Source organism: Nostoc sp. NOS(2021) (assembly GCF_017115025.1).
Classification (GTDB): Bacteria; Cyanobacteriota; Cyanobacteriia; order Cyanobacteriales; family Nostocaceae; genus Nostoc.
This window is the reverse complement of record NZ_JABXKM010000304.1, coordinates 1-12,113: the sequence shown is the minus strand read 5'-3', so window position 1 is coordinate 12,113 and position 12,113 is coordinate 1. Positions and strand designations below refer to the sequence as shown.

Below are 12,113 nucleotides of genomic sequence, written 5' to 3'. Positions count from 1 at the left end.
TTTATTATGGGTAATTTGGCGGACATGATATCATACGGGACTCCAGTAGAGAACAGCAGTATTGTCTTAGAAGCAAGAGCATTGACTCGCCGCTTTGGTGGTCTAGTGGCGGTAAATAATGTATCTTTTAGTGTAAATAAACATGAGATTTTTGGACTGATTGGGCCTAATGGTGCTGGCAAAACAACACTGTTTAATTTGATTACTGCCTTCATTCCACCTTCTAGCGGTCAATTAATTTATCAAGGTGGAGAAATTTCCCAACTGCGTCCTCATCAAATTGCTGCTTTAGGTATCGCCCGTACCTTCCAAAACATCCGTTTGTTTGGGGAATTATCGGCGTTAGAAAATGTGATAATTGCCCGACATTTACACACTAAAAGTAATATGATTACAGGAGTTTTGGGATTACCACCAGCGCCTAGTGAAGAATTTAAAACTAAGCAAAAAGCTTTAGATTTATTGGATTTGGTGGGATTGAGCGATCGCGCTGACGAAAAAGCTAAAAACTTTGCCTATGGTGATCAACGTCGCTTAGAAATTGCCCGCGCTTTAGCATTAAAACCGCAAATCTTACTTCTCGATGAACCTGCGGCGGGGATGAATCCCAACGAAAAGCAGCAATTGAGTGCATTTATTCGCAGCCTTCGCGATCGCTTCAATTTGACGATCATCCTCATTGAACACCATGTACCATTGGTTATGGGTCTGTGCGATCGCATTGCTGTGTTAGATTTTGGTCAATTAATTGCTTTGGGTGAACCATCTATAGTTAGAAATGACCCAGCTGTAATTGAAGCTTATTTGGGAAATGAATGAATTTATTTAGAAAAAATACTCACAAATTCTTCTAAAGAATTGACAGCGATCGCGCTATCCATTAAATTTTCTAATTGTTCCACACTTTCACCCTCAAGCCTTGCTTCTACTTCATGGGGAATTTCACCAAAACGTCGTTGTAATATTCGGATTAAGTGCTGTCTTGCACCTTGCTGAAGACCTTGCTGAAGACCTTGCTGAAGACCTTGCTGAAGACCACGTTGCTCGCCTTCAGCAAGAATTTCCTGATACCAAGGCGATTCTCGTAATACTGCCATATCCCACCTCATGATTTGTTGTACTAAGGGCGTGTCTAACACAAAGCTAGCAAAAAATGCCAGCAATGATTCTAACTGGTTCAACTGTGCATCTGCTCGTAGCACCTGTAAAGCGCGTTGTACAACTGATGCTTCTCCTCCTCCTCGCAGGATTGGTACAAAGGGTAACAACGATGGTAATGGTTGTTGAAACACTATCTCAGCATCGATTTCCCACAAATTAATCACGCGATAATCTTGGATGGCACGTAATCCCAAAAATTCCTGCTCGTAACTATTGACAATAGTTAAGGTAGATGGGGGCGGTAAAATATTAACAAGTACTGGGTAAGTTGGCAGTCGGTAGCGCTCTTGTGCTAGTGCTGCATAAGCTCTCATGCGTAGAGGCATATGTGCCGTATAACGCAACTGTAACTCGTTAAGTACGAGAAAATCACCGTGGGTAGCACTGTATGCCTTCACTAACACATCTGTTTCGCGGCTAATCCACTGAAACTCCGAGCCGAGAATTTCCTTAGCCACCACTTCGGGACGCTGTGTTACCCATTGTACCCATGCATCGGGAGCTAAACTAATCAGTCTCTTACTACCTGTATCTGCTGCTTTTGCCACAGGATGCTTAATATGCTTATCAGAATTAATAATACACCACAAGAATTGCAGTATTTCGTTGCTACTTTCTTTTTTGTTGCGATGTCTACGACGAGCTGCGCCTACATTGATGTATGTTAAATTGTGAATCAACATTCAACATTTATGGATGTAAACCGCTGATGAACACCGATAGTAAACCAAACTATACAATTTTAGAACTTCAAGAACTTAATGTTAATTATGGCGGTATCCAAGCTCTGAAAAAGATTAATTTAATTATTCAAAAAGGCGAGGTAGTTACTCTCATTGGTGCCAATGGGGCTGGTAAAACTACTACACTCCGCGCCATATCTAAAATAGTTAATCCTTGGAGTGGCGTGATTATTTATAATGGACATCATATTACCCGCCGCCAAGCTCACGAGGTTGTAAAACTTGGTATCGCTCACTGTCCTGAAGGACGCAGAGTATTAGCGCGGCAAACAGTGTTTGATAATTTACTTTTGGGTGCTTATATTCGCTCCAATCAAGCCGAGGTAAAAGCAGATATTCAGCGCCAATTTGAGCTATTTCCCCGCTTGTCGCAAAGACGCAATCAACTAGCAGGAACCCTCAGCGGTGGTGAACAACAAATGTTAGCGATCGCTCGTGCTGTAATGAGTAAACCACAACTGTTGCTTTTAGATGAGCCTAGCTTAGGTTTAGCACCTGCGATCGTCCGAGAAATCTTCTCTATTATTGAAAATCTTCGTGCTACAGGCGTGACTATTCTGTTAGTTGAACAAAACGCCAATCTAGCGCTGCAAATTGCCGATCGCGGTTATGTTTTAGAAGCTGGTTCTATAACTTTAACAGGTGCAGCATCAGAATTAATTAGTGATGAGCGAGTTAAAAAAGCTTATTTAGGGTGATTAATTAAATTAAACCTTGGGAGGTACAAACACATGGTAAAATCACCAACGAAACCTCTGACTTTAGAAGAGTTTTTGAAACTACCAGAAACAAAGCCTAGTTCAGAATACATCAACGGTCAAATTATTGAAAAGCCAATGCCACAGGGAAAACATAGTAAATTACAAGGTAAGTTAGTCACAGGTATAAATGAGGTGGTTGAGAGTCGAAAAATTGCCCTGGCTTTCCCAGAATTGCGATGTACTTTTGGTGGGCGTTCAATTGTACCAGATGTAGCTGTGTTTGCTTGGGAGCGAATTCCCTTAGATGAAGGTGGAGATGTGGCAAATGTCTTTAAGGCGCATCCAGACTGGACAATTGAGATTCTTTCACCAGATCAAAGCCAGACTAAAGTAACCGGAAATATTCTACATTGTCTAAAGCATGGTAGTCGTTTAGGTTGGTTAATTGATCCAGGCGATCGTTCTGTTTTAGTTTATCCACCAAAACAGCAACCAGAACTTTTACAAGAATCACAAGAAATATTACCAGTCCCCGATTTAGTTAGCGGCTTTCAGTTAACTGTAGGGCAACTATTTGGATGGTTGAAGTTATAGCTTTTCCTAATCATAGCCCCCTCTCGAAGAGCGGGGAGAATGTATGAAGAATATAAGTTGCTGGAATTTGAATTTGATTTTGGTGGATATGAGCTTCTAAATGGATTTGTTGATGTAGCTTTAGAAAAATGGCTAAAAAGGCTATAAGTAAAGTATCACTATCGCAATCTTAAACATTTCAGCACATTACTATAGTCGATATAGCTTTAGAGACTTGGCTAAAAAGGCTTTAAGTAAAACTAAGTAGGTAGGCATAATTAAACATAAAATAAAATCGTAGTTCGTAGTGAGCGATTCATCGCTCAAAACAAGGATTATCAGGACTAAAGTCCTTACTACAAACTTTAATTTATTTACGCCTAGTTACTTACACTAACGCTACTGATAACTTTTCCAAATAATTTATATTATTAAAAATTATTACAATTTTGTCATAATATATTAATATTTGTAGCCCTCCTTGCAGATATCTATATTTGTTTAGCGGCGAATTCTATTCACCGGAATCATTAAACCCATGAGTCAAATAGTCTGGATAGCAAGACACGCTAACCGCATCGACTTCGTAAACCCTGATTGGTTTCTCACCGCCGAACGACGCTACGATCCACCGTTGTCTGATGATGGTATGGTGCAGGCACAACAGTTAGCAAAGCGCTTGAAACGAGAAAATATTGGCCATATTTTCGCTTCTCCTTTCCTGCGAACCGTACAAACGGCAAACGCAGTTGCAGAAATGCTCAAGTTACCAATCAAATTGGAAACAGGTTTGAGTGAATGGCTAAATCCAGCTTGGATGACAGAAGAACCCGAAAGACTCTCAACTCCAGCATTAGCGGAGTTATTCCCCAGAATTGACACCAGCTATACTTCGCGCATCGCCGCCAAATATCCTGAAACTCACGAAAAAGTGCGAGAACGTTCTGGGCAAACTGCTAGATGTTTAGCTACTGAGTTCTTCCCAGAGGATATCCTGCTAGTAGCACATGGCGCATCTGTGTTGGGGGGAGCAATGGGGCTAGTGGGGGAAATTGCCAAAACAGAAGTTAAAGCTTCTTTATGTTCCCTGGTAAAAGTGGTACGCCAAGACCCAGAATGGTTATTAGAACTAAAGGGAGATACTTCCCATTTAACCCACATAGAAGAAGTTATTCGATTTGCTTAAATCTCTAATAAGGATTTTGAATCATGGATTTCGCTATGTTGGGTATATCCTACAAAAAAAGTAATTAATTCACGAATAAGTTGTATGACTTTTTTACTAGCAGGAGACATCGGCGGTACGAAAACTATTCTGCGATTGGTTGAAACATCAGACTCACCAAGTTTACATACTATTTATCAGGAAAGTTTCCACAGTGGGGATTTTCCTGATTTAGTACCAATTGTGCAGGAGTTTTTGGTCAAAGCTAATACCCCAATACCACAAAAGGCTTGTTTTGCGATCGCCGGCCCCATTGTCCAAAATACTGCCAAACTGACCAATTTAGCCTGGTTCCTGGATACCGAACGTTTAGAAGAAGAATTGGGTATCCCACATATTTCTTTGATTAACGACTTCGCCGCCATTGGCTATGGCATTTCCGGTTTAGAAAAACAAGACTTGCACCCGTTACAAGCTGGCGAATTTCAACCGGAAGCCCCCGTTGCCATTATTGGTGCTGGTACTGGCTTAGGACAAGGATTTTTAATTAAGCAGGGAAACTACTATCAAGTCTTTCCCTCAGAAGGTGGACACACTGATTTTGCTCCCCGAAACGAGATCGAGTTTCAATTGTTGAAATACCTGCTGAATAAACATGATATCCAGCGCATTTCTGTGGAACGTGTGGTTTCTGGAATGGGAATTGTGGCAATTTACCAATTTTTGCGCGATCGCAAATTTGCCACCGAATCACCAGATATTGCCCAAATCGTCAGAACTTGGGAACAAGAAGCGGGACAGGAAGAGAAAAGCGTTGATCCCGGTGCTGTCATTGGTACAGCTGCACTACAAAAACGCGATCGCCTCTGTGAACAAACTTTGCAATTATTTATAGAGGCTTATGGTGCAGAAGCCGGCAATCTTGCCCTTAAACTCCTACCTTATGGTGGCTTATACATTGCTGGTGGAATTGCGCCCAAAATCCTGCCCTTAATCCAAAACAGCGGTTTCTTATTAAATTTCACCCAAAAAGGTAGGATGCGCCCCCTCCTTGAAGAGATCCCCGTGCATATTATCCTCAACTCCCAAGTGGGGCTAATTGGTGCTGCTTTATGTGCTGTTAGGTTATAACAGCTAGCATCATCAGTAATATCAGCATCTAAAAAGGTAAAAAACATGACATTTAAAAGTCTGTTGCCATTAATCGCCGCTACTTTTGTCTGTGGTGGATCTGTTCTGGTGGAAGCGCGTCAACCCAAACCTCTGGCGGCTGTTGTCAAACCAACCGTTTCTCAACCCGCACCACCACAATGGAAGTTATACACCGCTCCAGATGGGCGCTTTACGATTTTGATGCCGGGAAACCCAAACAGAAATACCGAATCCCAAAAAACTTATATGGGGGAAATTACCTTAGAAATATTTGTCGCTCAACCACCAAAACAGCAAGTAGCATACATCGTTGCTTACAATGATTTTCCTTATAGTTATGGTGAAATGGCTGATCCCCAAGCTGTACTTAATAATGCACGGGATATGGCTTTAAAGACTACGAAAAGTCATTTAATTAGTCAACGGAATATTCGTAGTTCCAATAATCATCCTGGTAAAGAAATTGAGTACATCAATTCTGGAGGGAAAATCACTAAAAATAGAATGTATGTTGCTGAAGGAAGATTGTATCAAGTCATGGCAATAACTACAAAAAAACAGCAGAAAACATTAGCTAAAACCATTACGGGGTATTTAAATTCTTTCCATGTAGTTTTGAAAAAGTGAAATAACTAAAACCTCTACCATATTAGCCTTGCAATCAATTGCAAGGCTAACAATTAGGTAGGCGCAAATGAATTAGAAGATAGTGTAGGGGAGCCAGTGCGCTCATTGGTGTCAACTTAAGCTAAAACTCCTTCAAAACCTCGTTTCTAGCCTCTGGCTGGAAATGCTCTTCAATTGCGGCTCTGCCGCGAGTAAGGGAGGCGGCAGCCCTCCTATTAGGCATTCCCAGTCTGAGACTGGGAACGAGACAAATGAAATAAATTATCCATCTTGTGGGGTGGGCATCCTGCCCGCCCTGAAAATGGGATGGATGAGGACACCTATCCCACAAGAAAATTTGGGATGTTTTTTTATTTGTCAGTCCCTAAGCTCAACCCAACCTATGAATATTCTTAACCGAGCAGTATTGGCTCTACTTGTGGGCGGAACAAATCCCAAATCCCAAATTTAAAATCCGAGACTCGATAGCGTCCCTTGCGTGTCTCCAAGAGTTGCGTTAGCGTCTGACTCAAAGAGGCTGCACTATCGGCAATCCAAAATCCAAAATTGATTGACTAACTTGTAATTGCTGCCGTATTTTAATAATTATTTACTTTCTTTAGCTCATATTATACAACTTATACGCTACTCAACCGCTTGCTAAAACATGATTTATAACACTAGGATGTCATACTAATAACAATTACCAGATTAAATCAAACAAAGTCAAATAAATGGCCGATATTCTTGATCCTGCCGTTACCGATGGTTCTTTTAGCGCCCTAGTTGATGCAATCAAGGCCGCCAATCTGATAGATACTCTCAAAGGTGTTGACTCGTTTATCGCCTCTGCATCCACAGACCAAGCTTTTGCAAAGCTTCCAGTCGGTACTGTAGAGACATTGCTTAAGAATATTAATCAGCTCCAGGAACTTCTGACGTATCATATCGTTTCTGGCAAAGTGATGCCTATAAAGCCGATTGAAAGTTCAAGTTTGAATGTTGACCCTTTCAATAGTGTCAATCTAGATTATGACTCACAGCCTCAATTCCCGATGCTGATGATAACGGTGTCATCCACATCATTGTTAGTTCCTCGCTCTCATCTAAATTCATTTAACAATTTAGGCTTTGAAAATGAAACATTTATTAACGAATCAAAATAATTTGATTCCTGGTTGCAGTCAAGATCATATATCTCCAGAAATCAGTCAATCTATGAAGCGAAAATATACTTGTCTTTGCTGTTCAAACGCTTTACTCCGTCACATCCGTTCGGGAGTAGTTTACTGGCGTTGTAGCTACTGCTATCAGGAAATGCCAGTTTAGAAAACGACACCACGAAAAATGAAGAATGTCTCTATATCGGACTGTACTTTAATCCGTGATCCAAAATTTATTTAATCAAGTTTAATTAATCATTGGTATCCCTCATGAATTTATTTGAATCTAATCAGTCAGAGTTTGCCTGGTGGGTAGAAATTAACACCGCTGTTCCGCGTTGTACTTATTACTTTGGCCCTTTTGATAGTGAAAAAGAGGCACAACTTTCTAGAAGTGGCTACGTCGAAGACTTATATCAGGAAGACGCCAGAGACATCATTGCATTAGTCAAGCAATGTCAGCCTGATATCCTAACGATTTTTCAGGATGAAGCAGAAGCTATATTACCAAAACTTTTTGAATACACATTGAATACACAATAGACATCTCCAGGAATTAATTAGGCGTTACCCGAAATCCTTGGTATGCACAATTCATGTAGACGCAAAGCGGCTTCCCGCAGAGTATTGTGCCTACGTCATTTTCACGCCGATGTCTAATATAACTTGTTGCATAATTTTGAGGTATAAGCTCTACTCTAATGCAACTATAATTTCTGACCAAGTAACTATTCATCAGTAAGCTCTCAATCTCTACTTAAGCATTACAGAGCAAAGTTTGAGTTAAAGCTTGATATGTATAAGATAAGTGTATAACGTTTGATTTCGTTACAAAACTTTAAAGAAATAAGAGTATACTCTAGGGTTTTGTATAAGATTAATCGACTAGAATGGTGTTATCACATAAAAAGCTATAAAATTTCAGGCATTATTGAAGAAAAATTCAGAATTCAGAATTTAGAAGTCAGAATCACTCTTCGTGGGGGATTAAGACCCACGACTGATAGCATAGCGAAAAGCCAACGGCATAGCAACTCTTAGAGACGCTACGCGAATGCTTAGAGCGAGTCCGTGAGCTTCTTGAAGACCACCAAATCTACGATTTTGTAGGGGTCTAAAAAGAGCTTATTCATCCGCAAGTCGTACATAATAACCTTCCTGTATTCTGACTGCTGACTCGTGAATTCTGTTCCGATAAAAAGTTAAAGTTCATGATTTGAGGAGCAGGGTTTTTGTCCTATGGTCAAGCGATCGCTCCAAGCATCACTCACTGGGATTCAAGAGGCTAAAAGAGCATTTGCTCACAAGGGCTGGACACAAGACAATTTGGCAGGGGAAGTTAACCTCAAGACTAGACAACCAATTTGGCGGTTTTTCAGTGGACGTCCGGTTGAGCGTCATACCTTTATTGAAATTTGTTCGGTCTTGTCACTGAATTGGCGAGAGATTGCTACCAATCCTCCGGCAGAATTCGGTGAACTACAAGAATACACCCCGCCCTCTGTGTTGGATATTGATACATTAGTGCAAAAAGTGCGATCGCAACGCTTCGACAAAATTCAAGACCAGTGCGGTATTTTGCAGTTATTGGATATCAACCGTCCAGTTGCGATCGATGACATATATATAGATGTGAATATTTTGGAGGAAATTGCCAGTCAACAGTACTTAGAAATCAGTGAGCTGCAAAACATTGATCCCAAAGAATTTGACCGTTTTGGCTTAGGTGATGCTGACCAGAACCAGATACCTGGCACACAGGCAGTTGAAAAATACTCCAAGCTGAGGATGTTAGGCAGACCAGGAGTAGGTAAAACCACCTTTTTGCAATATCTCGCCATTCAGTGTAACCAAGGCGCATTTGCGGCGAATCAAGTTCCGATCTTCATCACCCTAAGAAACTTTGCTGAAGAGTCTAAAGTCAACAACGAGTTCAGCCTATTAAAGTACATCCGCCAGGAGTTTCTCAGATCTAGAATTTCAGATCCCTCAGTCATCGAAACCTTGCTTAGTGCAGGCAGAGTGTTACTCTTGTTTGATGGCATGGATGAAGTTCTTAACCAACAAAGCAATGCTGTCTTAAGCGAAATTCGCCGATTTTCAGATAAGTATCACAAAAATCGGTTCGTAGCCACCTGTCGATCAGCAGTTCAAAAGCTCAGACTCCGAGGCTTTACCGATGTTGAGATTGCCCCATTTACCTCAGCACAAATCCTAGCCTTCGCTCAAAAATGGTTTGTGGCCTTTACCAAGACCAACAATCAAGATGGTCTGGAGCAGTCGGTTGAGTTTATTCAGAAGTTGGAGTTAGATGAAAACTGGGAATTTCGCCAACTCGTCGTCACACCCCTATTTCTGCATCTTGCCTGCTGGGTGTTTCACGGTAAAGAAAATTTTCCGACTAAGCGGACTGACTTTTATAAACAAGGTCTAGACCTTGTGTTAGGTAAATGGGATGAAGCCAGAGGCGTTGAACGGGATAACGTTTACCGAGGGTTTTTGTTACCACAAAAGCTGCAATTATTGAGTCAGATTGCAGCAGCGACATTTGAGCAAGGTCAGTACTTTTTTGAGCAACGCATCGTTGAGCAATACATTGGTGAGTATATTCGTAATCTGACCAGCGCACCAATGGATGTAAATGAACTACAAATAGAAAGCGAAGCGGCGCTGAAGGCAATCGAGGCTCAACATGGGCTACTGACAGAACGGGCGCGGGGAATTTTCTCCTTTTCCTATCTGGCGTTTCAAGAATATTTAACTGCGAGAAAAATCGTTGCCAGCCATAACCTACAGGCATTTAAGCAAGCGCTGGGAGGATTGGTCAGTCACATCACTGACCCGCACTGGCGCGAAATCTTTTTGTTAACGGCTACCATGCTTCGGAGTGCAGACGAGTTGGTACTGTTGATGAAGCAACAGATTGATACACTCGTTGCTCAAGACTCTTATTTACAAGAATTTTTGACCTGGGCCAGCCAAAAATCTCGCACTATTCCCACCAAACCAAAAGATGCGACAGTTCGAGCATTTTACCTTGCCTTGAGTCGGACTCCTCATATAGCTTCTCACTTTGCCCTAGCTAGCAGCCTCGACCAAGGGATGTTTCTGGATATCGCATTAGATGACCTGCTGGTGGAATGTGCAATTGATGGGAGCCAGGACTTTGCCCACATCCACGCCTGTGGAGATGCTTTGAGCAACATTCTGGGCATTGTTCTGGATGTTGGACTCTATAAATCCTTGCAACAACTCTCTGAACAATTGCCAAATTCTCGTCAAAGTCAAAAACGGTTTGAGCTATGGGGGCAGACAAACTATTCAGCTTGGGCTGAACAGTTAAAGAGAACAGTCAATAATTATCGCAATATTAACCACGAGTGGCAGTTTAGCCAACAGCAACAGCAAGTGCTACAAGGCTACTACGATGCTAATCAGCTACTACTCGATTGCCTGTCTAGCAATTCGGAAGTGACGCCTGCCATCAGACAGGAAATTGAAGCCACCTTATTGTTGCCTCAAAAGGAACTTGAGGACAGGGAATGGCAATAGTTATGTTGGTTAACCCTTTACAGCTATTTGAACCAGAGATTTTCGTAACTTGAAAAGTTTTATTAAGTTTTGTATCGTAATTAATCAACTCATTTAGGAAATCAAACAACACCCGTTCATAGTATGAGAACAGAACCTAGTACCGCAAGGCGGAATTCAAAATTCAAAATTCAAAATTCAAAATGAATACAGAGTAAGCGTTTCATTGATTTTGAATGGGTGGTTTATTTACGCCGTGCTGTACTAGTAATTTCAACCATTAAGTGGTTCTCTGCTACTTTTGATTTGACCTATACGGTTGTCTTATCTCCTTAAAACTACGGATTTTTCAGCTCACTTTGCACTTAAAGCCCTAATCGCAGGTCTTATTATGAATTTAATCAATGACTTTTGCTTGACAGTTGGGATACTCAAAGGTGTACAAGTACTCGTTGTAGACAACGATCGCGATAGTAGAGATTTGTACGCATTGTTACTCAAAGACCTGAGCGCAAATGTGATTACCGCTGGTTCCGTAAAAGAAGCTTTAGAAATCCTGAGTTGTTTCACGCCCAACATCCTGGTCTGTGAAATTAGGTTCTTAGGTGAAAGTATTTATACATTGCTAAATACATTGAGTGCTATAGAAGCAGAAAATGGTAAGCATATCCCAATTATTGTGACTTCAACATCTACTACAGGTACTCATGACCAAATTCCAGAGGTAGAGTTTGACGAATATCTACTTAAACCATTCGACCTTGACAAATTTGTTTCCCTGATTATGAATCAAGTACAGCAAGATGTGACGGAAAATTTTCGCCCCGAATTACTAGTTTTACACTAGTAGATAAATTTAAGCATCGCTGGTCAAATTGTGGTAGAAAAACATGCTGGAGCGATCGCACTTAACTCAAAATCAGGCCAGGGGACTGAGTTTATGATTACCCTGTCAGTCAAAGTTAATTAGCGAATAGCCTGTTATTTCCTTGTTTCCACCTATAGCACTTCTTTTCTACTTTGTCAATATGTAAATCCTAGCACTGTCAGTTTGATTGGCTGCGCTTTTGGCAGCATTTTGAAGATATCGGCACAAGTCCAGTGAACTTTTTTCGCTTCAGTTCAGCTAAAACTTTTTTGCAAGGGACTTCCAAGAAATAAATTATCCAAAGAAACGTAGACGCGGAGCGGCTTGCCGCAGGCTACCACTCCAGACGCAGAGAACACAGAGAGAAGAGAAATAGACAGGACTTACGCATTGAGAATAAATAGTAAATATGTGTAACGTGAATAACCACATCTTTCGTAGGGGTAAAGC

11 protein-coding genes are annotated in these 12,113 nt (G+C 41.1%); 10 read left to right on the top strand and 1 reads right to left on the bottom strand.

Annotation, left to right across the window (positions count from 1 at the left end; all coding sequences use genetic code 11):
* Positions 1 to 6: 6 nt before the first annotated feature.
* On the top strand, positions 7 to 819 hold the full coding sequence (locus HWQ41_RS29570) for an ABC transporter ATP-binding protein (RefSeq protein WP_292770952.1): 813 nt from the start codon (positions 7 to 9) through the stop codon (positions 817 to 819).
* Positions 820 to 821: 2 nt separating this feature from the next.
* Here HWQ41_RS29570 and HWQ41_RS29565 read toward each other — a convergent pair whose 3' ends face one another.
* Complete coding sequence (locus HWQ41_RS29565) at positions 822 to 1,709, bottom strand: Rpn family recombination-promoting nuclease/putative transposase (protein WP_292770950.1); 888 nt, start codon at positions 1,707 to 1,709, stop codon at positions 822 to 824.
* A gap of 161 nt (positions 1,710 to 1,870) precedes the next feature.
* Between HWQ41_RS29565 and HWQ41_RS29560 the strand changes: the two genes are divergently transcribed.
* From HWQ41_RS29560 to HWQ41_RS29515, 9 genes are all read left to right on the top strand, one after another.
* On the top strand, positions 1,871 to 2,602 hold the full coding sequence (locus HWQ41_RS29560; protein WP_292770948.1) for an ABC transporter ATP-binding protein: 732 nt from the start codon (positions 1,871 to 1,873) through the stop codon (positions 2,600 to 2,602).
* Between the two features lie 33 nt (positions 2,603 to 2,635).
* A complete protein-coding gene (locus HWQ41_RS29555) occupies positions 2,636 to 3,199 on the top strand; it encodes a Uma2 family endonuclease (protein ID WP_292770946.1) in 564 nt (187 codons plus the stop codon).
* 517 nt (positions 3,200 to 3,716) lie between these two features.
* Positions 3,717 to 4,364 carry a histidine phosphatase family protein gene (locus HWQ41_RS29550; protein ID WP_292770944.1) on the top strand — a complete coding sequence of 216 codons (648 nt, stop codon included), beginning with the start codon at positions 3,717 to 3,719 and terminating at the stop codon, positions 4,362 to 4,364.
* Between the two features lie 84 nt (positions 4,365 to 4,448).
* Positions 4,449 to 5,474: a glucokinase gene (locus HWQ41_RS29545; protein WP_292770942.1), complete on the top strand. Its 1,026-nt coding sequence runs from the start codon at positions 4,449 to 4,451 to the stop codon at positions 5,472 to 5,474.
* 45 nt (positions 5,475 to 5,519) lie between these two features.
* Positions 5,520 to 6,122: a hypothetical protein gene (locus HWQ41_RS29540; RefSeq protein ID WP_292770941.1), complete on the top strand. Its 603-nt coding sequence runs from the start codon at positions 5,520 to 5,522 to the stop codon at positions 6,120 to 6,122.
* A 713-nt stretch (positions 6,123 to 6,835) separates the two neighbouring features.
* Complete coding sequence (locus HWQ41_RS29535) at positions 6,836 to 7,267, top strand: fasciclin domain-containing protein (RefSeq protein WP_334780953.1); 432 nt, start codon at positions 6,836 to 6,838, stop codon at positions 7,265 to 7,267.
* Positions 7,268 to 7,534: 267 nt separating this feature from the next.
* The gene (locus HWQ41_RS29525; RefSeq protein ID WP_292770939.1) at positions 7,535 to 7,807 is read left to right on the top strand and encodes a DUF1816 domain-containing protein; all 273 of its coding nucleotides are present in this window, start codon (positions 7,535 to 7,537) and stop codon (positions 7,805 to 7,807) included.
* 696 nt (positions 7,808 to 8,503) lie between these two features.
* Positions 8,504 to 10,816, top strand: a complete 2,313-nt coding sequence (locus HWQ41_RS29520; RefSeq protein WP_292770938.1) for an NACHT domain-containing NTPase — start codon at positions 8,504 to 8,506, stop codon at positions 10,814 to 10,816.
* A gap of 370 nt (positions 10,817 to 11,186) precedes the next feature.
* Positions 11,187 to 11,642: a response regulator gene (locus HWQ41_RS29515; RefSeq protein ID WP_292770936.1), complete on the top strand. Its 456-nt coding sequence runs from the start codon at positions 11,187 to 11,189 to the stop codon at positions 11,640 to 11,642.
* Positions 11,643 to 12,113 lie beyond the last annotated feature (471 nt).

Excerpts from the sequence above, each read along its gene's own strand:
- HWQ41_RS29515 (WP_292770936.1), top strand. The coding sequence starts at position 11,187 with ATGAATTTAATCAATGACTTTTGCTTGACAGTTGGGATACTCAAAGGT.
- HWQ41_RS29570 (WP_292770952.1), top strand. The coding sequence starts at position 7 with ATGGGTAATTTGGCGGACATGATATCATACGGGACTCCAGTAGAGAAC.
- HWQ41_RS29540 (WP_292770941.1), top strand. The coding sequence starts at position 5,520 with ATGACATTTAAAAGTCTGTTGCCATTAATCGCCGCTACTTTTGTCTGT.
- HWQ41_RS29535 (WP_334780953.1), top strand. The coding sequence starts at position 6,836 with ATGGCCGATATTCTTGATCCTGCCGTTACCGATGGTTCTTTTAGCGCC.
- HWQ41_RS29550 (WP_292770944.1), top strand. The coding sequence starts at position 3,717 with ATGAGTCAAATAGTCTGGATAGCAAGACACGCTAACCGCATCGACTTC.
- HWQ41_RS29525 (WP_292770939.1), top strand. The coding sequence starts at position 7,535 with ATGAATTTATTTGAATCTAATCAGTCAGAGTTTGCCTGGTGGGTAGAA.
- HWQ41_RS29560 (WP_292770948.1), top strand. The coding sequence starts at position 1,871 with ATGAACACCGATAGTAAACCAAACTATACAATTTTAGAACTTCAAGAA.
- HWQ41_RS29520 (WP_292770938.1), top strand. The coding sequence starts at position 8,504 with ATGGTCAAGCGATCGCTCCAAGCATCACTCACTGGGATTCAAGAGGCT.
- HWQ41_RS29545 (WP_292770942.1), top strand. The coding sequence starts at position 4,449 with ATGACTTTTTTACTAGCAGGAGACATCGGCGGTACGAAAACTATTCTG.
- HWQ41_RS29555 (WP_292770946.1), top strand. The coding sequence starts at position 2,636 with ATGGTAAAATCACCAACGAAACCTCTGACTTTAGAAGAGTTTTTGAAA.